Annotated in this window: 20 protein-coding genes; 9 read left to right on the top strand and 11 right to left on the bottom strand. The window is 72.1% G+C overall.

The genetic code is table 11. From position 1 onward, the window contains the following. Nucleotides 1-4 precede the first annotated feature (4 nt). Nucleotides 5-2,431 carry a SpoIIE family protein phosphatase gene (locus ABD901_RS35175; RefSeq protein WP_345133635.1) on the top strand — a complete coding sequence of 809 codons (2,427 nt, stop codon included), beginning with the start codon at nucleotides 5-7 and terminating at the stop codon, nucleotides 2,429-2,431. A gap of 37 nt (nucleotides 2,432-2,468) precedes the next feature. Then, the gene (locus ABD901_RS35170) at nucleotides 2,469-3,131 is read left to right on the top strand and encodes a hypothetical protein (RefSeq protein ID WP_345133633.1); all 663 of its coding nucleotides are present in this window, start codon (nucleotides 2,469-2,471) and stop codon (nucleotides 3,129-3,131) included. A gap of 121 nt (nucleotides 3,132-3,252) precedes the next feature. On the opposite strand, the gene ABD901_RS35165 is transcribed toward ABD901_RS35170, so the two are convergent. Further along, complete coding sequence (locus tag ABD901_RS35165; RefSeq protein ID WP_345133631.1) at nucleotides 3,253-3,921, bottom strand: TetR/AcrR family transcriptional regulator; 669 nt, start codon at nucleotides 3,919-3,921, stop codon at nucleotides 3,253-3,255. 82 nt (nucleotides 3,922-4,003) lie between these two features. Between ABD901_RS35165 and ABD901_RS35160 the strand changes: the two genes are divergently transcribed. From ABD901_RS35160 to ABD901_RS35150, 3 genes are all read left to right on the top strand, one after another. Next, on the top strand, nucleotides 4,004-5,347 hold the full coding sequence (locus ABD901_RS35160) for a serine hydrolase domain-containing protein (RefSeq protein WP_345133629.1): 1,344 nt from the start codon (nucleotides 4,004-4,006) through the stop codon (nucleotides 5,345-5,347). Between the two features lie 66 nt (nucleotides 5,348-5,413). Continuing rightward, nucleotides 5,414-5,950, top strand: a complete 537-nt coding sequence (locus ABD901_RS35155) for a hypothetical protein (RefSeq protein WP_345133627.1) — start codon at nucleotides 5,414-5,416, stop codon at nucleotides 5,948-5,950. A gap of 7 nt (nucleotides 5,951-5,957) precedes the next feature. Continuing rightward, nucleotides 5,958-6,515 carry a hypothetical protein gene (locus ABD901_RS35150; RefSeq protein WP_345133626.1) on the top strand — a complete coding sequence of 186 codons (558 nt, stop codon included), beginning with the start codon at nucleotides 5,958-5,960 and terminating at the stop codon, nucleotides 6,513-6,515. A 22-nt stretch (nucleotides 6,516-6,537) separates the two neighbouring features. Here ABD901_RS35150 and ABD901_RS35145 read toward each other — a convergent pair whose 3' ends face one another. After that, complete coding sequence (locus ABD901_RS35145; protein WP_345133625.1) at nucleotides 6,538-7,719, bottom strand: HEAT repeat domain-containing protein; 1,182 nt, start codon at nucleotides 7,717-7,719, stop codon at nucleotides 6,538-6,540. A 44-nt stretch (nucleotides 7,720-7,763) separates the two neighbouring features. On the opposite strand from ABD901_RS35145, the gene ABD901_RS35140 reads away from it, so the two are divergent. Beyond that, a complete protein-coding gene (locus ABD901_RS35140; protein WP_345133624.1) occupies nucleotides 7,764-8,132 on the top strand; it encodes a nuclear transport factor 2 family protein in 369 nt (122 codons plus the stop codon). A 50-nt stretch (nucleotides 8,133-8,182) separates the two neighbouring features. Here ABD901_RS35140 and ABD901_RS35135 read toward each other — a convergent pair whose 3' ends face one another. From ABD901_RS35135 to ABD901_RS35100, 8 genes are all read right to left on the bottom strand, one after another. Beyond that, nucleotides 8,183-9,355, bottom strand: a complete 1,173-nt coding sequence (locus tag ABD901_RS35135) for a sensor histidine kinase (RefSeq protein ID WP_345133623.1) — start codon at nucleotides 9,353-9,355, stop codon at nucleotides 8,183-8,185. Between the two features lie 2 nt (nucleotides 9,356-9,357). Continuing rightward, entirely contained in the window at nucleotides 9,358-10,029 is a 672-nt protein-coding gene (locus ABD901_RS35130) for a response regulator (protein WP_345133905.1), read from the bottom strand. 110 nt (nucleotides 10,030-10,139) lie between these two features. Then, on the bottom strand, nucleotides 10,140-12,281 hold the full coding sequence (locus tag ABD901_RS35125) for an MMPL family transporter (RefSeq protein WP_345133622.1): 2,142 nt from the start codon (nucleotides 12,279-12,281) through the stop codon (nucleotides 10,140-10,142). A gap of 243 nt (nucleotides 12,282-12,524) precedes the next feature. Next, nucleotides 12,525-13,187, bottom strand: coding sequence for a response regulator (locus ABD901_RS35120; RefSeq protein WP_345133620.1), 663 nt, complete (start codon nucleotides 13,185-13,187; stop codon nucleotides 12,525-12,527). Next, a complete protein-coding gene (locus tag ABD901_RS35115; RefSeq protein WP_345133618.1) occupies nucleotides 13,184-14,458 on the bottom strand; it encodes a sensor histidine kinase in 1,275 nt (424 codons plus the stop codon). The genes ABD901_RS35120 and ABD901_RS35115 overlap by 4 nt, the downstream gene beginning before the upstream one ends. A 69-nt stretch (nucleotides 14,459-14,527) precedes the next feature. Further along, the gene (locus ABD901_RS35110) at nucleotides 14,528-15,373 is read right to left on the bottom strand and encodes an ABC transporter permease (protein ID WP_345133616.1); all 846 of its coding nucleotides are present in this window, start codon (nucleotides 15,371-15,373) and stop codon (nucleotides 14,528-14,530) included. Then, nucleotides 15,370-16,299 carry an ABC transporter ATP-binding protein gene (locus ABD901_RS35105; RefSeq protein ID WP_345133615.1) on the bottom strand — a complete coding sequence of 310 codons (930 nt, stop codon included), beginning with the start codon at nucleotides 16,297-16,299 and terminating at the stop codon, nucleotides 15,370-15,372. Before ABD901_RS35105 ends, ABD901_RS35110 begins: the two co-directional genes overlap by 4 nt. Before the next feature lie 171 nt (nucleotides 16,300-16,470). Next, entirely contained in the window at nucleotides 16,471-17,817 is a 1,347-nt protein-coding gene (locus ABD901_RS35100) for an FAD-dependent monooxygenase (protein WP_345133613.1), read from the bottom strand. An 87-nt stretch (nucleotides 17,818-17,904) separates the two neighbouring features. On the opposite strand from ABD901_RS35100, the gene ABD901_RS35095 reads away from it, so the two are divergent. The 3 genes from ABD901_RS35095 to ABD901_RS35085 are packed head-to-tail and all read left to right on the top strand — an operon-like array spanning nucleotide 17,905 to nucleotide 19,643. Then, a complete protein-coding gene (locus ABD901_RS35095) occupies nucleotides 17,905-18,543 on the top strand; it encodes a TetR/AcrR family transcriptional regulator C-terminal domain-containing protein (RefSeq protein ID WP_345133611.1) in 639 nt (212 codons plus the stop codon). A 46-nt stretch (nucleotides 18,544-18,589) separates the two neighbouring features. Further along, nucleotides 18,590-19,399 carry an SAM-dependent methyltransferase gene (locus tag ABD901_RS35090; protein ID WP_345133609.1) on the top strand — a complete coding sequence of 270 codons (810 nt, stop codon included), beginning with the start codon at nucleotides 18,590-18,592 and terminating at the stop codon, nucleotides 19,397-19,399. Nucleotides 19,400-19,430: 31 nt separating this feature from the next. Next, nucleotides 19,431-19,643 (top strand): hypothetical protein, encoded by a 213-nt coding sequence (locus ABD901_RS35085; RefSeq protein ID WP_345133607.1) that lies wholly within the window; start codon nucleotides 19,431-19,433, stop codon nucleotides 19,641-19,643. Nucleotides 19,644-19,647: 4 nt separating this feature from the next. Here the strand turns inward: ABD901_RS35085 and ABD901_RS35080 are convergent, their stop codons facing one another. Continuing rightward, nucleotides 19,648-21,201, bottom strand: a complete 1,554-nt coding sequence (locus ABD901_RS35080) for an ankyrin repeat domain-containing protein (RefSeq protein ID WP_345133605.1) — start codon at nucleotides 21,199-21,201, stop codon at nucleotides 19,648-19,650. Nucleotides 21,202-21,527: the final 326 nt, after the last annotated feature.

The following is a 21,527-nucleotide window of genomic DNA, read 5'->3' as shown; positions in this document are numbered from 1 at the left end:
CGGCATGGACGTACTGCCGTCCGCCGACGTGCTCGCCGTCCTCGACGCCGACCCGCAGGGGTGGGCGTTCGCCAGGGCGGTGCGCTCCGCGGGCACCGGCGAGATCGAGGACTTCGAGCTGCTGTACCTCAACGACGCCGGCGCCCGCTACCTCGACCGGCCCCGCGCCGAGCTGATCGGCGGGCGGTACCGGCAGCTGTGGCCGGACACTGTCAACGGGGCGACGATGCCGCTGTACCGCAAGGTCGTCGAGGCCCGCGAGGCGGTCACGCGCACCGTCTACTACGACCGGCCGAGCGTGTCGGGGCATTTCGAGCTGTGGATCGGCCCCAGCGGCGACGGCTTCGCGGTCCGCTTCGTCGACCTGCGCGCCGTCACGCTGGGGCCGCAGTCGCAGGGCGGCACCCGCCTCTACGAGGTGCTCGACGCCGCCTTCGACGGCTTCACGCTGCTGCGCGCGCTCCGCGGGCCGGACGGGGCAGTGCTGGACTTCGCCTGCGACTACGTCAACCGGCTCGGCGCCGCCCTGACCGGCCGCTCGGTGGAGGACTGCATCGGCCGGCGCTGGAGCGAGCTGGCCGGGACCGTCGACCGGCACGACCTGGCCGAGCGGTGGCGCGGCGTCGTGCAGACCGGCCGGCCGTGGCGCTCGCAGCTGCGCTACCCCGAGGCCGCGCGGGTGTGGGAGGTCAGCGCCGCGCGGGCCGGCGACGACTCCGTCGCCGTGTCGTTCCGCGACGTCACGCGGCAGGTGCGCCAGCAGGAGCGGGTCGAGCTCAGCATGGGCGCCGCGCGCCGGTCGGCGGCCCGCACCGCCGCGCTGCAGGCGGTCACCTCGGCGCTGGTCGCGGCCAGCACCTCCGCCGACGTCTACGCCGCGATCGGGTCGGTGCTGCGCCCTTCGGCCGGCGGGCAGGGCCTCGCGCTGCTGCTGCGCCGCGGCGGGAACCTGGTGCTGGCCTACCACGCCGGCTACGAGCCCCCGGTCGTCGAGCGGCTCCGGGAGGTACCCCTGGAGCATCCATATCCGGCGACGGACGTGGCCCGCACCGGCCGGGCCCGCTACCTGACCAGCCTCGCCGAGTTCGTGCACGCGCAGGCGGCCGGGCCGGGCGAGCCGATACCGAGCGGCGGGCGGCAGGCGTGGGCGTTCCTGCCCCTCGCCGTCGGCGGCGACGTGCTCGGCACGCTCGTCGTCGGCTACGGCGCGCCGCGCGACTTCGACGACCACGAGCGGGCCAACCTCGCCGCCTTCGCCGGACTGTGCGCGCAGGCGATGCAGCGGGCGCTGCTGTTCGAGGCGCAGCTGTCCATCGCCGGCGAGCTGCAGCGGGCCCTGCTGCCCGCCGAGCTGCCGGAGGTGCCCGGGCTGCGCCACGCCGCGCGATACCTGCCGTGGACGCACGGCGCCGAGGTCGGCGGGGACTGGTACGACGTCATCCCGCTCGGCGCCGACGTCGTCGCGGTCGTCATCGGCGACGTCGTCGGCCACAACGCCACCGCCGCGGCGGTGATGGGCCAGGTCCGCAACGCCCTGCGCGCCTACGCCGCCGAGCGGCACAGCCCGTCCGTGGTCATGCACCGGGTCAACCAGCTGCTGCTGGACCTGCACCCCGACGCCGTCGCCACCTGCTGCTACCTGGAGCTGCACCTCGCCGAGGGCACCGCGACCGCGGTCCTGGCCGGGCACCCGCCGCCGGTCCTGCGCGCCGCCGGCCGGGCCGGCACCATGCAGCTGCGCACCGGGCCGCCGCTCGGCGTCAGCGCCAGTGCCGGCTTCGCCGAGTCCACCTTCCTCGTGCCCGGCGGCGCCAACCTGCTGCTGTACACCGACGGCCTCGTCGAGGACCGCCGCTACCACTTCGACGACGGCCTCGCCGACCTGTGCGACGCCGTGCGCGCCGCACCCTCGTCCGACCCCGACGACATGCTCGACCACATCCTCGAAGCCGGCGTCGGCCCGCGCCCGCGCACCGACGACGTGGCCCTGGTGTGCCTCGCCGTCGAGCCCCGTCCGGTGCCCGCTGGCACCGAGCGGCCCAGCGCGCAGCGGCGCTTCCGCGGCGACGCGGTCAGCGCGTCCGCCGCCCGCCGCTTCGCCGCCGACGTGCTCACCGCCTGGGGCGAGCGCCGCCTCGCCGACGACGTCCTGCTGCTGCTCGACGAGGTCGTCACCAACGCCATCCAGCACACCGTCGGCGCCGTGCACGTGCGCCTCGAGCTCGGCCCGGCCCGGGTGCGGGTCTCCGTTGCCGATCGCAGCGAGCGCCCGCCGAGCCCCCGCCGGGCCGGCGCCGAGGCCGAGAACGGCCGCGGCCTGCTCATCGTGGCGTCGCTCGCCGCCGCGTGGGGCACCGTCCCCGTCGCCGGCGGCGGCAAGGAGGTCTGGTTCGAAATCCCGCGGGTGTCGCCCGCGCCCTCCGGCGATTAGGCTGGTGGCAGGCGGATCGATCACGGGGGACGCATCGATGAGCGCGCGGGAGATCGTGACCGCGCTGCTTGCCGCCCTCATGCGCCCGCCCCGAGCCCTGCCGCCCAGGGCGGTGCTGGCCGCCGAGCGCGGCTGGCACTACGCCCGCTCCTTCAGCGCCGACGGCTTCGGCGCCCTCGAGCGGCGCTGGCGGGCCGCGCACGTGCACGACGTCGACGACCTCGACCCGGCCGACGAATTGACCGGCGCCCTCGACGACGGCCCGGCCTTCACCGTCTTCGACGCCGCCGTGCTGGGCGAGCCGTCGCGGCGCACGGTCTGCGTCGTGCACCTGCCGGTCGCGCTGCCGCCGGTCGCCGTCGTGCCCGACCCCGACAACGGCGAGCCCGAGGCCGAGGGGCGCGTCGGCCCGGTGCCGCCGTGGGCGCCGCTGGGCTTCCAGCGCCCCGCCGAGCTCGACGGCGCGCCGCCGGCCGAGCACCCCGGCTTCGCCGAGGAGATCGTCACCGGCGAGGTCCTGGACTTGACCCGGCGGCACGCGCTCACCGGCTGGCGCATCGCCGGCCGGGACCTGCTGTGGGTGTCCCGCCCCGCCGACGGCCCGCTGCCGCCGGACCGGGTCGTCGAGGTCGTGCTCGCGCTGGCCGCGCTGGCCCGGGCCCTGCCGCCGGGCGTGGTGGCCCGCTACGCCGTTTCCTGAGCTACGACCTCCACTCCGTGGCCGAATTTGTCGGAGGGCGTGGTGGCCGGCTACGCCGTTTCCTGAGCTACGACCTTCACTCCGTGGCCGAATTTGTCGGATATTTCATGATTCATCGGCGTCATGTGCGACTCTGCTCCAGGCCGTCCAGCAGCGCGGTGAGGCCCGTCGCGAAGGTGTCGTCCGGTGCGGCGGCGTAATCGGCCGACGCAGTCTCCAGCCGGGCGCGCAGGCGCGGGAACTGCGCGGCCACCGCGCGGGCCTGGGCCATCGCCTCGGCCATCTGCGCCGCCGCGTCGCCGCCCTCGCGGCGCATCTTGTTGGCCATCGACGCCGCCGCGGCAACGCCGAGGGCGTTGCCCAGCACGAATGTGAACACCGCGGCCGAGGCCCGGTCGGGAGCGGCGCCGACGAACCCGGCCGCCTCGAACACGGCCAGGCTGTGATCGTCGTGGCGGGCCTTGCCGGCGCCGAACAGCACGTAGGAGCCGAACGCCTGCACCAGCCACGGGTGCCCGGTGAGCATCGCGTGCACGGCCGTGGCCGTCGCCGTGGCCGCCGGCCGCCAGCCGACCTCGTCGGGGTCGGGCAGCGGCAGGTCGCTCCAGAGCCGGTCGGCGGCCAGCGCGATGAGGTTCTCCTTGCTGCCGACGTGCCAGTAGACGGCCGTGGCCGCCGAGTTGAGCCGCTTGCCCAGCGCCCGCATGTTGAGCCCGTCGAGGCCCTCCTCGTCGAGCAGCTCGACGGCGGTGCGGACGATCTGGTCCCGGCTGAGCGTGTCCCGCGGCATCCCCGAATCCTACTTGCACTTTGTTCAAGTGTCGGCGTACGGTCGGACTTGAACAAAGTGCAAGTCAACGGAGGAGCGGGTCATGGGGCTGCAGGAGTTCGTTTCGCAGAACGCGCGGGAGCACGGCGTGCCGGGCATGGCCGTGGGCGTGCTGGCCGGCGGCGCCGAGGAGTACGCGGTGCACGGCGTCACCAGCGTCGACAACCCGCTGCCGGTCGACCGCGACACGCTGTTCCAGCTCGGCTCGGTGACCAAGACGTTCACCGCCACCGCGCTGGTGCGCCTGGCCGGGCAGGGCCGCGTCGACCTGGCGGCCCCGGTGCGCGCCTACGTGCCCGAGCTGACCCTGCCCGACGAGCGGGCGGCCGCCGCCATCACCGTCGCGCAGCTGCTCAACCACACTGCCGGCCTGGACTGGAACGTCATCGCCGACAACGGCGACGGCGACGACGCCCTGGCCCGCTTCGTGGCCGGGCTCGCCGGCGTCAACCTCGTCGCCGAGCCCGGCGCCCGCGCCTCCTACAGCCAGGCCGGCTACAACCTCGCCGGCCGCGTGATCGAGAAGGTCACCGGCCTGCCCTTCGAACGGGCGGTCGCCGACCTGCTGCTCGACCCGATCGGCCTGCGCTCCACGTTCTTCGCCCCGGACGACGTGATGACCCGCCGCTTCACCGTCGGGCACAACCTCGCCGAGGACGGCACCGCCTCGGTGACCCGCCCGTGGCGCCCGGCCGGGCGTGGCAACAACCCCGGCGGCGGCCTCGCGTCGTCGGTCGCCGACCAGCTGCGGTGGGCCGCCTTCCACCTCGGCGACGGCGCCGGGCTGCTGCCGGGCGAGGCTCTGCACGGCATGCGGCGCCCGACGGTACCGCTGCGCGGCACGTCGCTCGGCGACGCGCTGGGCCTCTGCTGGTTCCTGCGCGAGATCGACGGCGTGGCCACGATCGGCCACGGCGGCTCGGCGATGGGCCAGTTCGCCGACCTGCTGCTCGTGCCGGAGCGCGGCTTCGCCGTCATCGCCGTGTCCAACGCCAACCCGACCGGCACCCCGTGCAACCAGGCCGCCATCCGGTGGGCGCTGGAGCACTACCTGGGCGTTGTCGAGCGGGACCCGCAGCCCGAGCCCTACGACCCGGCGCGGGCCCTGGAGGTCTCCGGCGGGTACGGCAACGACGCCATGACCCTCACCATCGCCACCGACGGCGCCGGCCTCACCCTCGACGTCCGCATCCGCCCGCAGATTCGCGCCGCAGCGAAGACGGAGCTGCCGGCCGACCACGAGCCGGCCCCGATCGGGCTGCTGTCCGGCGACGACTACGTCATCACGGCCGGCGGGCTGAAGGGCCAGCGCGGCTTCTTCACCCGCGACGCCTCGGGCGCGGTCACCGGCGTCGACCTGGCCGGCCGCCTGTTCACCCGCGCCTGACGGGCGCCGCCGGCGGGCTCAGATCATGCACGTGCAGCGGCCTGACCGTTCGCTAAGATCCGTCGCGTGTTGAGGATGATCAACGTTGCGGCCGCGGCAGTCCTGCTCGCCGGATGTGCGGCGCAACCGGGTGACGCCGCGAACGCCGCGCCGACGGCGGCGGGCACCCGCCCGGCGCTGTGCGACACGGCGCAGCCCGCGCGGCTGCAGCCCTTCCCCTTCAACAAGGACGCGAAACTGCGCGACCAGACGATCGGCGCGGGACGGGGCGGCGGCATCCCGGGGTACACCGGCGGCATCGCGACCTTCGAGGACCTCTCGGCCGCCGAGCTCGCCTGGCTGATCGACGAGCGTTTCATCGACCCCTACGAGACCCAGAACGCCGCGCCGTCCGCCTGGGAGATCTTCCAGTTCCTGTGCGGGCACACCGGCGTCCGGGCGGCCGGGTATGTGGTGAGCATCGACCGCCCGGACTACCGCACCTCGCTCGAGGACATCTCATCGCCGTCGATCGACGTGGCGCTGCGCAAGGACGCCGAGCCCTTCTGCGCGGACGCGGACGAGACCACGTTCGACGGCCGCCTCGAATGCTTCTGGGACTGATCCGGCGATGCACCTCGAGCGTTTGATCGCCCTGCTGGGCCTGCCGGCGACCGCGACCGTCCCCGCCGCCGACTGGTCCTCGATCGGCCCCGTGCCCGACGACTACCGGGCCTTCGTCGACGCCTACGGCGCCGGCCTGGTCGACGACCATCTCACCGTGTGCGCCCCGGGCGCACCGCGCGACTGGGCCGACCTGGCGCCGCACAACGCCTGGGCGCAGGAGTGCGTCCGCCTGGACTTCGCCGGCCCCGGCAACTACGAGGGCGACTGGCCGGTCGGCGACGCGTCACACTGGACCGCGGACCGCGAGGACGTCCCGTCGTGGTTCACGCCGGGCGACGACCTGTTCTCGTGGGGCAGCACCGGCAACGGCGACCTGCTGTTCTGGCACGTGCGGCCGGGCGTCGCCCCGAACGACTGGCCCGTGGTCCTCAAGGAGGAGGGCACGTACTGGGAGCGTTTCGACGCCCCCTTCGCCGCGACACTGGCCGGCCTGCTGGCGGGCGAGATCGAGTCCGAGTACCTGAGCCATTGGCTGCGCGGCCCGCACTCCTACCACCTCTGAACGCATCCGTACTCGTGACTCGTCAGCCGGCGGGGTCGGGTAGTCGGGTGAGCTCCGTCGCGGCCAGGTCGCGGACCCTGGCGTCGGGGTCGGCGGTGTAACGGTGCAGCAGGTCGCGGGCGGCGGCGGGGGACAGGTGGCGGGCCAGCACCGCGACGCGCTGGCGGACCGAGGCGTCCGGGTCGTCGGCCAGGGCCAGCAGGAGAGGCGACCAGCGGGACCTGTCGCCGGAGGTGCTGGCGACGCCGCTTAGCGTGGCGGCGCGGACCTCCGGCTCGGGGTCGGTCGCCAGCTGGGTGAGCTTCGGTGGTACCCGTGGATCGGCCTCGGCCGCCTGTGCCAGGGCCTTGGCGGCGTCGATGCGCAGCTCCGGGTCCGGCGAAGTGGCCAGGCACAGCAACGCGTCGACCGCCGGCCGGTCGCCGATCTCGCCCAGGGCGTGGCGGGCGTGGGAGCGAACGCTCGAGTCGGGGTCGTCGAGCAGGCGCAGGAGCGCGGGGGTGGCCTCGGGGCTGCGGAGGCGGCCGAGCGCGTACGCGGCCATCGAGCGCACGCGCGGGGACAGGTCGGTGGTCACGGACGCCACCGGCGCGACGGCGTCGGGGCGGGCGGTGAAGCCGAGGCGACTCACCGCCGAGACGCGGACCTGCTCCTGGAAGTCGTGCAGCGCCGCCACGATGACGGCGAAGGTGTCGTCGTCGCCGGCGGGGTCCGGCAGCGAGGCGATCGCCATGGAGCGGATCTCCACGTCGGGGTCGGCCGCCGCCGTCGTCAGGAGGGCGACCTCGTCGGTGCCGGGGACGAAGCCCAAGGCCCACACGCCAACGCGGCGCAGTGCCGGGGCGTCGGCGGTGGCGAAGGACTGGGCGATCGGGCGGGCGGCCTCGGGGTCGGCCTCCAGCAGCTCGATGATCTCGACCGACAGGGAGTCCTGGTCGTCGTTGAGGTCGCGGGCCGCGGCGTGCAGCAGGGTGGGCAGGGCCGCGGTGCCCTGGATGCCGGCGAGGACGGCGGCGATCAGGTCGCGGCCGTAGAAGTTCTGCTCGTCGAGGAACTGCGACATGGCCGCCTCCAGCCGCGGCACCAGCGCGGCATCGCCGGACTCCGCGAGGGCCGTAAGGGTGGGCGCGATGTCGTCGTAGTCGTCCTCGAGGTCCGTGGCGTGGCGGACCACGGCGTCCAGGGCGGCGGCGGTGCCGATCATGCCGTCACCTTGCCACACCCGACGGTTTCGCGGAGGCTGGCGATATGGGGACGGGGACATCCGAGAGGCTTGCCGAGGTCTATGCGGCCTTCAACCGGCGGGACATTGCGGCGCTGATGGCGGCGATGACCGCGGACGTGCTGTGGCCCAACGGCTGGGAGGGCGGCACGATCCGCGGGCGGGACGCGGTGACCGACTACTGGCGGCGGCAGTGGGGCGAGATCGATCCCACCGTCGTGCCGACCGCCTACGAGGCCGAGGCGGACGGGCGTACCGCCGTCACCGTGCATCAGGTCGTACGCGACAGGTCGGGCGGTGTGATCTCGGATCACACGGTCATGCATCTCTACCGCTTCGAGGGCGATCTCGTGGCGGAGATGGAGATCCGGGACGTCTTGGGTGCGTCTGAGTAGTGGGTGCCCGGCGGGGCGCACCCGCAGTGGTCGCGATCGCCACGACGGCGTTACAGGGCGGGTCCATCGTTGGCCGTCAGGGGCAGGATGGCCGTGACGACGAAGCTCGTGTTGGCTTGCAGGGTTGCGGTGAGGTGGCCGCCGGCGGATTCGGCTCGCTCGCGCATGCCGATGAGGCCATGGCCGGTTCCTGGGCCACTGCGACCGTGCGTGGCGGGGTTGGTGACGGTAATGGTGAGGGTGTGTTGGGTGTATTTGAGGTCCACGTCCGTGTGCGCTCGGATGCTGTGTTTGCTGGCGTTGGTGAGAGCTTCTTGCACGATGCGGTAGGCGGCGAGGTCTGCTGAGCCGGTCATCGGCCGTGGGGTGCCGTGCTGGGTGAGCTGGATGTGGAGACCTGCGGTGCGGAACGACTCGATCAGGCCGCCGATTTCGGCGAAGGTCGGTACGGGCTGGAGGGATTCCGGTTCGTCGTCGGCGCGTAACAGCCCGACGGTGGCGCGTAGTTCGTCGAGGGCAGCCCGGCTGGTTTCCTTGATGCCGGCGAGGGCTTGGTAGGCCCGTTCGGGATCGGTGCGTAGCAGGTGGTGGGCGACGCCGGCTTGGGCGTTGACGAGGGTGATGTGGTGGGCGACCACGTCGTGCAGTTCCCGCGCGATGCGAACGCGTTCCTCGCGGACTTGCCGGCGCGCTTCTGACTCGCGGCTGTGCTCGGCTTCGATGGTGCGGCGTCGTTCCTGGAGCAGGAGTGCGTGTTGGTTGCGGACCGCGTCGCCGACGGCGACAGCGACGGCGATGTAGTTGATCGGCAGGAGGTTGCCGAGGTCGGAGAAGTGGTTGGGCAGCCAGCGGATCGAACTGGCGGTGAGCAGGACGGCGGCCAGGATGCCGAGGATCGCGGCGGTTCGCCGGTCGGTGATTGCGGCGACGGTGTAGAGCGCGACGATGGTGGCGACGTCGATCACGACCGTATGCGGGGCAATGAACGGCAGGGCGGCGCCGCACAGCGTGGTCACGACCGCGACGGTCCGGGGATGGCGGTGACGTAGCAGCAGCGCGAGCGCACCGATCAGGAGGAGCGCGACCTGTGGGATCGGGGGGTTCTGCGGGTGAAGGGCCGGGTTCTCGACCGCGGCCTCGTCGGGGCCATGGCTGAACGCGAGCTCGGCCATGCCGATCAGGATGACGAGCAGCGACAGGCCGGCCGCGCGGATCTGGCGCATGTCTAGCGCTGCCCGGGTGTGACGAGGCCGGTCTCGTAGGCGAACACGACGAGCTGGGCGCGGTCTCGGGCGCCGATCTTGGCCATGGCGCGGTTGACGTGGGTCTTGGCGGTGGCAGCGCTGATGGTCAGCCGGCGCCCGATCTCCTCGTTGGATAGTCCGGTGCCGGCCAGCGCGGTGATTTCCTGCTCGCGGGGGGTGAGTTCGCTCAGCCTGTCGTCGATGGCGGTGACGACCGAGGCAGGAACTTGGAGGAACCGTTCGATGAGCGATGTGGTCGCGGCGGGCGAAAGGAGGGCCTCGCCGGCGGCGACGGTGCGGACCGCGTCGAGCAGGTCGGCGGGATCGACGCCCTTGCCGAGGAAACCGCTGGCGCCGGCGCGCAGAGCGGCCAGGACGTGCTCGTCGGTCTCGAAGGTGGTCAGGATGAGCACTCGGGTGCCTGCCAGGCGCGGTGTTGCCGCGATGCGGCGGGTGGCGTCGATCCCGTCGCTGCCCGGCATCCGGATGTCCATCACGACCACATCCGGGTGGGTCTGCAGAGCTTTGGTGACGGCCTCGTCCCCGGTCGATGCCTCTGCCACCACGTCGAGGTCCGGCTCGGCGTCGAACAGCAGCCGGAAGGTGGCCCGAAGGAGCGCCTGGTCGTCGGCGAGCAAAACGCGAATCGTCACGAGGTCTGCCTTCTGTGATCCTGCCGGTTCGGTCTCATTCTCCGTCGTTTCCGCAGCGCCGGGGCGGGGCATGCCCAGGCGCTGCGGATCTCCTTCCGGTGTCGCCGGGATCAGCCGACAGGTGCACCGACGGGCTCAGGGATGTCTGCGGCAGTCGTGGCGTCCGCCGGCGCCGCTTCGGCGGTTCCCTCGACGGCCAGATGCGGAGTGATCTTCTCGGCCCAGCCGGGGTAGTACCAGTTGGCTTTGCCGATCATGGTCATCAGTGCGGGGATGAGTGTCAGACGTACGACGAACGCGTCGATGAGGACCGCAAGGCCCAGTCCGAGGCCGATGGCTGAGACGATGCGTTCTCCGTCGAATGCAAAGGAGGCGAACACCCCGAGCATGATCAGGGCGGCGGTGGCGATGACCCGGCCGGTTTCGGTGACCCCGACGCGGACTGCGCGCCGATTGTCCTTGCCTGCGGCCCATTCCTCGTGGATCCGGCTGACGAGGAAGACCTGGTAGTCCATCGACAGACCGAACACGATTCCGACGATCATGACCGGGACGATGTATGTGATCGGTGCGCCGCTGCCGACCCCCATCAGCTGGCTGCCCCACCCGAACTGGAACACCGCGGTGATTGCGCCGAGACCGACGAGAATGCTGGTGACGTTACTGAGCGCTCCGACCAGCGGCACGAGCAGGCTGCGGAAGGCGATAACCAGGAGCAGGAAGCCGAGCACGGCGATGATGCCGAGGTACAGCGGCAGCTTGCCGAGCAGCGCATCGGACATGTCCTGACTGGTGGCCGCGCCGCCGCCGACGTAGGCGTGCAGGTTCGTGCCGGCTTGGGCGGCGGGAATGACGTCGTTGCGCAGCCGTTCGATCAGATCTGCGGTGTCCTGGGCCTGTGCACTGCTGCGCGGGATGATGACCAGTGAGTGGATGGTGCCGTCGGCCGAGGCCGCGGTCGGGGCGACCGAAGCGACGTCGGGCACAGATGCCAGCTTGCCGGCCAGCGTGGTGAACGCCTGCTGGGACTGCTGGTCGGGGGTGTTCGCCGCGATCATCAGCGGGTTGTCGAAGCCGTCGCCGAACGCGGCCGAGGTCATGGCGTAGTACTGGTGGGTCTGGGAGGCCGCGGGGTCGCTGCTGGCATCGGCCTCACCGACGCTCATCTTCAGGGCCGGAGCGGCCAGCACAACGACCACGACCAGGGCGAGGGGAGCCATCAGCCAGGGCGCCCTCTGCACGATCCGCGCCCATGTGCCGGCGAGCCGGCGATCCCGCGGCTTGCCCGTCGAGCTTTCGACGACGCCCCGCGCCAGCTGGGCGCGTTGGCGCTTGGACAGGACTTTGTGGCCGAAACTGCCCAGCAGGGCCGGCAGCAGGGTCAGGGCCGCGATGACGGTGACCGCGACAGTGACCGCAGCGGCTTCGCCCATGCCGGTGAGTACGCCCATGCCGACCACGCGGATGCCGAGCAGGGCGACGATGACGGTGAGACCGGCGAAGATGACCGCCCGGCCGGACGTGTCGATCGCCCGGGCGACCGCGTCCGGCACGGTCTGACCGGCGAGCAGGCCCTTGCGGGTGCGGTTGACGACGAACAGGGCGTAGTCGATGCCGACCGCCAGGCCCATCATCGAGGCCATCGTGATGGAGGTCGAGTCCAGTGAGAACAGATGCGAGCCGACCACGACCAGCAGCAGCGACACGACCACGCCGGCGACGCCGGTGACCAGTGGCAGCAACGACGCCCGCCACGACCGAAACATCAGCATCAGCAGCGCCAGGGCGGCGATCAGGCCGATGACCTCCGGACCGTGGGAGGACTGCGGTTGTGTGTCGAAGGCCGTGCCGCCGTAGGTGAACTCGACGCCGCCGATGTGGGCGTCGGTGACGACCTTCTCGACCGGGCCGACGTCGGCGCCCTTCTGCAGCACCACCTGTGCGTAGGCGGTGTTGGCCTGAGCGGCGACCTGCTGTGCCCCAGCATCGGTGTAGGGGCTCACCACCGACACGACGCCCGGCTGCCCGGCGATCTGGTCGAGCATGGTTGTGACCTCGGTCTTCACCGTTGCCGAGGTGACCAGTCCCGAGGTCGCATGCCAGACGACCTTGCCGACGGTGTTCGCCTCGGCGTTGCCCCGCACCTGCGCCAGCAGCGCGTACGCCTTCGACGACTCGCTGTCGGGCATGTCGGCCGACGTCTTGAACGCCGAGCCGCCCAGCACGACTGCGGCGATCAGACCCACAGCCATCAGGATCCAGCTGGCAAAAACTGTCCTGCGGTGCTTGACGCACCAGCGGGCCAGAGCAGACATGGGAGAGGTCCTTTCGTCGCGACCGTGGCAGAAGAACGACTCCACTGTCGCGCCGCGGCCCGTGCCCGTCGTCGGCCCAACGCGGTCATCGCACCTGCCGCAACTGCTGCACAACCCGCCGCCGTACAGCACCTGCGGTACGCCTGAAGTCCTCTGAGCGTCAGCTGTGTACCGAGGTCTTCAGCGCGTTTTCGGCGTGGTCAGGCCGTGGTCGTAGGCGAAGATGACCGCCTGTACCCGGTCACGGGCACCGATCTTGGCGAGGACCCGTCCGACGTGCGTTTTCACGGTCGACTCGGACAGGACGAGCCGTTCGGCGATCTCCCCGTTGGTCCAGCCCTGGCCGATGGCGATCAGGATCTCCCGCTCGCGTTCGGTGAGCGCTGCCAGGCGGGCGTCGGGTCGGTCGGTGGGGCTGCTCAGATGTGGGGCGAACGCGTCCAGCAGCCGTCGGGTCAGGGCTGGGGCGATGATTGCGTCGCCGCCGGCGACGGACCGGATGCCGGCCAGGAGTTCGTCGGGGCGAGCGTCCTTGAGCAGGAAGCCGCTGGCGCCGGCGCGCAGTGCGGCGTGCACGTACTCGTCGAGGTCGAACGTCGTGAGGATGAGGATGCGCGATCGGCCGGTGGCGGCGGTGAGGCGGCGGGTGGCTTCGATGCCGTCGACGCCGGGCATCCGGATGTCCATGAGGATGACGTCGGGGCGTAGCACTTCGGCTTGGCGGATGGCTTCGGCGCCGTTGGCGGCCTCGCCGATGACCTCGGTGTCGGGGTTGGCTTCGAGCAGCATCCGGAAGCCGAGTCGTTGCAGCGGCTGGTCGTCGACGATGAGAACAGTGATCATGATCGGCTGGGTTCGGTCTTCTCGTGGTCGGGATGGTGCAGGACGGCAGTGACGGTCCAGCCACCGTGCGGGTCGGGTCGCGCGTCGACGGTCCCGTTGTAGATGGCGGCACGTTCGCGCATGCCGATCAGGCCCTGCCCGTCGTGCGGGGCGGCCGATGGCGGATATGGACGGTCGGGTGCGCCGGTGTCGTGGACATTGATGGTCATGGTGCGCTCGTCCGCCGTCAGGGCGAGGTGGATGACGGTGTGCGGGCCGGCGTAGCGCAGGCTGTTGGTGAAGGCTTCCTGCACGATGCGGTAGGCGGCGAGCTGCACTCCCGGGTCGATCGTGTCGAGGACGCCTTCGGTGCTGTAGCGGATCTGGGGGCCGGCAGCGCGGGTCTGGTCGCACAGTGTGGCGAGGGCGGCGATGTCGGGTTGGGGTGCGCGTTCTGCGGCCTCGCCGTCGTCGCGCAGCATGCCCAGGACCCGTCGCAGGTCGCCGAGCGCTCGCCGGCCGACCTCGCCGATGAGGGTGAGGGCCTGGATGCCGCGCTGGGCTTGGACGGCGGAGGCGGCGGCGCCGCCGTCGGCCAGTGAGATGATCACCGAGAGATTGTGGCCGACGACGTCGTGCATCTCGCGGGCGATGCGGTTGCGTTCGGTGGCGGCGGCCAGCCGGCTGCGTTGGTCGCGCTCGAGTTCGAGTTGAGCGGCTCGTTCGCGCAGAGTATGCAACTGGGCGCGGCGCAACCGCACGGCGATGCCCAGGGCGGCGGCGGCGGTAATGGTGCTCAACGCGAGAAACATCGCATCGCCGAGAGCGAAGGCACTGGATACCCGGACGGCCACCAGGGTCATGGCGCCGATCGCGGTCAACCCGGCCCACGCGATCCTGTTCGGATGGGCGTGCAGAACCATGTTGTAGCCGGCGATCAGCAGCGCGACGTCGGCCCGCAGGAAGATCCCGAGCGACCATTGCACGATGAACACCGCGGCGATGAGGTAGAACGTGATGGTCGGGGAGCGACGCCGCCACAACAGCGGCAGCACCAGCCCGGCCTGCAGGACGATCCGCAGCGCTACCGGAGCGGTCCAGAACAGGTCGGGGTGTTCTTCGCGGCGTCGGTGACCGAACAGCTCCGGTACGCAGAACGCGAGAATGACGAACACGACCACGCAGACGTCGAGCAGCCACGGATACTCGGCGTCGAGGCCGCGTAGACGCTGACCGATACGTACCACACGGGAGACGACCGGGTGGCTCGCGAACTCGTCTTCGAAGGTCACGACCGGCCTCCTCATCTGGGTTCCGATGGGGAGTGCGGAGGTGGCCGCACCCCCCATCGGCTGTGGGGCTCAGGCGTCGCGGCTGACCAGGCGCCAGGCGGCCCCGGCGACGGCCAGGACGGTCCAGCCGAGCAGAACGAGCGCTCCCCGACCTGGTGTGAGCAGGTCGGATTGCTGGTGCAGAGTGTAGATCGCGTCGCCGGCGTTGCTGGGCAGGTACGGGCCGACGTGGCTCTGCCATGAGGTGGGCAGCAGTGACAGCAGGCCGGGGATGAGCATGATCACGGCGATGAACGCGGAGATGCCGCCGGCGACTGAGCGCAGGATCGCGCCGAGCGCGGCCGCGATCACGCCGACCAGGCCGAGATACAGGCCGGCTCCGACCAGCGACCGCAGCACCCCGTTATCGGTCAGGGACAGGTGCGCGGCGGTGCCGGACACGATCGCGTTGGTGAGCAGGAATCCGGCGAACGCGCCCACGGTCCCGATGACAAACGCGACGACCCCGTAGACGGCCACCTTGGACCACAGGACAGGCAGCCGTTTCGGGACGGCGGTCAGCGTCGAGCGGATGCTGCCGGTGGTGTATTCGCCGGCGGCGAACAAGACCCCGAGCACGCCGAGGGCGAGTTGGCCGAAGTTGACGCCGAACTGCGTCAGGCTGACCGATGTCGCATCCAGGAAGTCACGGTCGATGTGCCGATCGCCGCCGATCATCGACTTGTAGCGCAACGCGGCGATGGTGCCGAAGCCGACCAACGCGATCAGCGCCAGGGCCACCGTGATCCAGGTCGAGCGGACCGACCAGAACTTCGCCCACTCCGAGCGCAGCACCCGGCGGTGGGTGACCTTGTAGGCGGGACGGGGAACGGTCGGGACGGCCGCGCTCGGACGGGTGTCGGAGATGGTGGTCATGCCGCGCTCCTGGCAGGTTGGATGGACGCGTGGTACTCCACGGATTCACGGGTGAGGCTCATGAACGCCTCTTCCAGCGACACGCGGTGCTGGGTGAGCTCGTACAGGGCGATGCCGTGTTCGGCGGCGACCGTGCCGATCTGGCGGCCCGACAGGCCGGTGACCGACAGGTGCTCGCTGCCCGGCTGGCCGGTGATCAGGATGCCGGGCCCGTTGAGCAGGTCGCGCAGGCGGGCGGAGTCGGCGCTGGCGACCGTGACGGTGTCACCGCCGGCGTCGCGTACGAGCGTTTCGACGGTGGTGTCGGCCAGCAGCCGCCCTCTCCCGACGATGATCAGGTGCTCCGCGACCAGGGCCATCTCGCTCATCAGGTGCGAGGAGACGAACACCGTGCGGCCTTCGGCCGCCAGTTGGGTGAGCAGGTTGCGGATCCACAGCACGCCTTCGGGATCCAGCCCGTTGACCGGCTCGTCGAGCATGACGGTGGCCGGATCGCCGAGCAGCGCGGCCGCGATGCCGAGGCGCTGCCCCATGCCGAGGGAGAATGCCCCGGACCGCTTGCGGGCCACTGACTGCAGTCCGGTCTGCTCGATCACCTCGTGGACGCGTCGCTTGGGAATGCCGTGGGTGTAGGCCAGGGCCATCAGGTGGTCGAAGGCGGTCCGACCGGGGTGGATCGACTTGGCCTCCAGCAGCGCGCCGACTTCCTGCAGCGGCGAGGTGTGCTCGGCGTAGCGGCGCCCGCCGACGGTGACCGTGCCGCTGGTCGGCGCGTCGAGGCCGACGATCATCCGCATGGTCGTGGACTTCCCGGCACCGTTGGGGCCGAGGAATCCGGTGACCGCTCCGGGCCGGACGGTGAAGTCGAGCCCGTCGACCGCGGTCTTCTCGCCGTAGCGTTTGGTGAGCTGTCGTGCCTCGATCATGGTCGCCCCTCGCGGACAGGTTGATGTTGTGTACCTCTCCACGCTACGTATGTTGATCTTGTTAGAGGCGGTACCGCGGGAGGATCCTGGTGGCCCGGTACGGCACCGTGGTACTACGGGACACCCCGACTGACGGCCAGCCGTGGGAGGAATCGCTCGCAGTGCAGGCAGCTACGCACGGCTCGAGGCGGGGCCGAACCAGGTCGACAGCGATTCCTGCAGCGCCGCGCCGCCGGACCAGGCGACATAACCGTCGGGGCGCACGAGGCGCTCGGCGTCGTCGGACTCCACCAGGTCGACGCGGTCGGACCAGGGTGCGGCGCAGGCCAGCGATTCCGCGGTACCGAAGAGGACTGCGCGAGCGGCGGGAAGCGGGACATCGGTGGCTCGCTCGCCCTGGTCCAGGCCGGTGACCATGGTCGCCAGGCGGCGGTTGGCGTCGTCGATGCCCAGCAGGGAGGTCATGGTGGCGCGCAGGGCGTCGACGTGTGCGCCGGGGCGGGACAGGGCGGTCTGCGCGCGCGTGTTGGCCAGGACGCGCTCGGCGACCGGGCGTCGCTCGGCCTCGTAGGTGTCCAGCAGCGCGTCACCGGCCTGGCCGCGCACCGCCAGCGCGAGCTTCCAGCCCAGGTTGGCCGCGTCCTGCAGGCCGGTGTTGAGGCCCTGGCCGCCGGCCGGCCAGTGGATGTGCGCGGCGTCGCCGGCCAGCAGGACGCGGCCGGACCGGTACGCCGTGGCGAGGCGGGCGGCGTCGTTGTAGCGCGACACCCAGCGCGGGCTGTGCATGCCGAAGTCGGCGCCGCTCATCGCGACGAACCCGGCCCGGAACGCGTCGAAGTCACACGGTGCGTCGCGGGGAACCACACGGTCGTACTGGTTGGTCATCAGTCGGTGCCAGCCGGGCTCGAGCTGCAGCACGCTGTAGTCGCCGAGCGGCGTGCGGTGCTGGAAGATCTGGCCGGACGGCGGGTCGCGCAGCTCGACGTCGGCGAGCATCGACGTCACGGTCGGGTCGGTGCCCTCGAAGCCGATGCCGGCCAGGCGGCGCACCGTGCTCCGGCCGCCGTCGCAGCCGACGACGTAGTCCGCCCGGATCGTCCCGCCCGCCTCGGTGGTGACCTCGACCTGAGTCTCCGCCTGGGTCAGGGCGGCCACGCCGGACGACCAGCGCACGTGCGCGCCGAGCTCGGCCGCGCGCCGCTCCAGCAGCGCCTCGATGCGGGCCTGCACGAGTCCCAGCACGAAGGGGTACCGCGTGTCGAGCCCCGACAGCTCCAGCCACAACCCGGAGAAGTGCGCGGCCGGCACGCGGCGGCCGGCGTCCAGGAACCGCTCGACGATGCCCCGGTGCTCGAGGATCTCCAGGCTGCGCGCGTGCAGGCCCCCGGCGCGCGACTCGCCGCTGCGGCCGGGCGCCCGGTCCAGCACGACCACGTCGATGCCGGCCAGGCGCAGCTCGCAGGCCAGCATTAGGCCGGTCGGGCCGCCGCCGGCGATGACCACCTCGGTGCGCTCCATGTCGTCCCCCATCCCTCGCGTCTCTAACGCTGTTAGAGAACTCTAACGCGGTTCAGGATGTCTCTAACTCTGTTAGAGTGTCAACCCGTGGGGATCAATCCGGACGTGATCGCGCGCACAGGGCTCGAGCTGCTCGCCGAGACCGGGCTCGACGGGCTCACCATGCGCCTGGTCGCCGACCGGCTCGGGGTGCGCGCCCCGACGCTGTACTGGCACGTCAAGAACAAACAGCACCTGCTCGACGCGATGGCCGAGGTGATGTTCGCCGAGGCGGTCGACGGGCTCGAGGCGCCGCGGCGGGCCGAGCCGTGGCAGGACTGGGTGGCCGGGCGCGCCCGGAACCTGCGCCGGGTCCTGCTGCGCTACCGCGACGGCGCCCGCGTCTTCGCCGGCACCAACCTGTCGGGGCCCGACCTGCCCCGCGCGATGGAGCTGACGCTGCGGACCCTGGTCGACGCCGGCTTCACCCTGCCCGACGCGGCCCGCGGCTTCGCGACGCTGCTGCACTTCACCGTCGGGTACACGATCGAGGAGCAGGCCCGCCGCGGCGAGGCGTACGACACCAACCCTTACCGGCCCGAGGGCCTCGCCGAGTCGTTCGACGCGGCCCGCCACCCCCTGGCGGCGCGCGCGGCGACCGAGGTCTTCTTCAGATCGGACCCCGACGCCGACTTCGACGACGGCCTGCGCATGTTGCTGACCGGAATGGCCGCGCGGCTGCCGTGATCGCCTATCATTCGGTGCCTGCGGGTCGACACGGACGGAGACTGCGGTGACCGGTACATCGGACTGGACGGAGCGGGTCGACACGACCGTGGCGCACCCCGCCCGGCGATACGACTACTGGCTGGGCGGCAAGGACAACTTCGCCGCCGACCGCGAGTCCGGCGACGCGATCGCCGCGGCGTTCCCGGCGATCCGCACCGCCGTGGTGGAGAACCGGGCGTTCATGCGCCGGGCCGTGCGGGTCCTCGCCGAGCAGCACGGGATCCGGCAGTACCTCGACATCGGCACCGGCATCCCCACCAGCCCCAACGTCCACGAGATCGTCCAGGGCGTGTCGCCGGAGTCGCGGATCGTCTACGTCGACAACGACCCGATCGTGCTCGCGCACGCCCGCGCGCTGCTGACCAGCGACCCGCAGGGCGCCACCGCCTACGTCGACGCCGACCTGCGCCGGCCCGCCGAGATCCTCGCCGACCCCTCGCTGCGCGCCACGCTCGACCTGAGCCGGCCCACCGCGCTGATCCTCGTCGCCGTCGTGCACTTCCTGCCCGACTCCGACGAGCCCTACGAGATCGTCCGGACCCTCCTCGACGCCCTCGCCCCCGGCAGCTTCCTGGTCATGTCGCACGCCACCACCGACGGCCTCGCCCCCGAACTCGCCGCGCAGATCCAGTCGGGCCGGCACGGGCCGGGCAAGCTGCGCAACCGGGCCGAGTTCACCCAGTTCCTCGACGGCCTGGAGATCCTGGAGCCGGGCATCGTCTCCGTCGCCGAGTGGCGTGCCGAGGGCGAGCCCGACCCGCGCCCGACGTTCGACGAGGTCGCCGTGTGGGGCGCGGTCGCGCGCAAGGGGTGAAACCGGCCGCCGGCTGGGTAACCGGTAGGTCATGAAGGACGAGAACGCCACCATGGGTACGACCGGCACGCCCGGGGGCGACGGGGCGTCGATCATCGACGAGGAGGATCGCCCCAACGGCTCCGCCCGGGGCATCTACACCCCGTACGGCCTCGGCGGCGAGGTCAACGACCCCGCCATGCCCTTCGACCACAAAATCAACTCCGACGACAAGATCCACCTGCCGCGCAACGCCGTCGGCTGAGCGGCTACGGCTCCGCGAGCAGCTCGGCGGTCGCCGGCTGGCCCAGATGCCGCGCCCAGTCCAGGGGCGTGGCACCGAAGCGCCGGTCGCGCGCCGCCGGGTCGGCGCCGAGCGCGAGCAGCCGGCGGGTCAGCTCGACGTCGCCGGCGCCCGCGCTGTGGTGTAGCGCCGTCTCCCACTCCTGCTCGACCGGCGCGTCCGCGCGGCCGAGCGCATTGACGTCGAAGCCGAGCCCGGCAAGCAGCTCGACGGTCTGCGCCGGCGCCCGCGCGGCCGCCCACACGATGAGCCCGGGCCGCTGCGCGCGGGCCTGATCCACGACGCCCGGGTGCCGTGCGGCGAGCGCCTCGACGGCGGGCCGGTCGGCGCGGAACGCGGCCGCGATGAGCTCGGCGACCGGGTCGGGCGGTGGCGGCGGGGCGCCGTGCGCGAGCAGCTCCGCCTCGATCTGCGTGTGGCCGTACAGCCGGGCGAGCTCGACCGGCGTCCGCCCGTCGCCGGGGGCCCACGCGGGCCCGTCGCCGGTGAACGGTGACCGGACGTCGACGCCGTGCCCGGCGAGGAGCCGCACCCGCTCCCGCTGGTCGTGCTCGACGGCCCAGCGCAGCTGGATGCGCAGCAGCCCGGCGGGGGAGGGGATCAGGTCGCCGACGCGCGCCTGCCACGCGTCGCGGCGCGGCCGGCCGAGCCCGTGCGCGAAGAGCACCTCGAGGTGCTCGACACTGCCGGAGAACATGGTGTTGTACAGCCCTTGCGCATCGTTCGGGTCCGCGCCCGCGGCCAGGAGCCGCCCGGCGAGCGCCCGCCAGTGCGGGTGGCGCGGCTGGCGGGCCGGCCCGAGCTCGCCCTCGCCGAGGACGCCGGTCAGCGCCGTGAACGGATACGGCAGCCCGTCGAACAAGTACCCGTCGTCCGCCGCCGCCCCGGCCGCGAGCAGCGCATCGGCGACGGCGAGGACGTCTTCCTCGGTGCCGCCGGCTCGCGAGTACGCCAGGTAGTACAGCGGCCGCCAGCGCAGGGGCCCGCCGCGGGCCGACGCCCGGGCCGGTTCTTCGCCGAGCAGCCGCAGCACGTCGCCGGGCCGGGCGGCGGCGGCCGCGGCCCAGATGTGCTCCCGGGTGAGGCCTGGGTGCTCGGCCAGGAGCCGGCGTGCGGCGGCCCATCGTTCGGGTCCGTCGTCGCGGGTGTACGTCAGGCAGGCCAGCCGGCAGAACTCACCCGCCGGATCGGGGTCGGCGACGCCGGCGCTCGCGCTGTCCCAGCCGTGCTCCGCGACGGTGCCGAGGTAGCGCCGCAGCCGCGGCCAGCTGGCGAACCCGTACTCGCGCGCAACGACGAGCTGCGCTGCGGCGAGCGGGAATGCGGCATTCCCAGCGGCCGGTCGGACCGGCGCGGTTTCGGCGTGCGGGAGCGGCGCGGTTTCGGGGTCGGTTGCGCCGGGATGGTGCGCGGCGACGCGCGCGAGGGCGTCGGGGTCGCCGGCGCGGACGGCGCGCTGCAGGTCTCGGGCCTGGCGGCGCAGGCGCTGGAGATCGGGGCGCTCGGGCAGGGTCGGCACGTGGGCCTCCTCTCGTCCGCCTGAGGTCCGCTTCGTCAGGCCGAAAGGAGGTCGGTGACCGCCGGTCGCGTTGCTTCAGGTGGACTGCGCCCATTCCCGCGGACCCGGTGGCGCCCTGCTCGCCTCCCTCACCATAGCGCAGCCGGCCGGGTCCGGTGGCTCCGGCGCCGCGGGCTCCGCGAGCCGCGGCCGGGCGCTTAGGGATCGCAGGGAAATAACCCGTAGCTTCCGTGAATGTGGTCCGTTGATGTGTTATAGGCGTCATGCTGCAGACCCACGAGATGCTCGTCGCGAAGTTTGAGGCGATCCTGCCGCATCTGGACGAG

This window comes from Dactylosporangium darangshiense (assembly GCF_039537565.1).
Taxonomy (GTDB): Bacteria; Actinomycetota; Actinomycetes; order Mycobacteriales; family Micromonosporaceae; genus Dactylosporangium; species Dactylosporangium darangshiense.
Note: the sequence above shows the minus strand (reverse complement) of the source record. Positions and strands in the feature narration are given on the sequence as shown.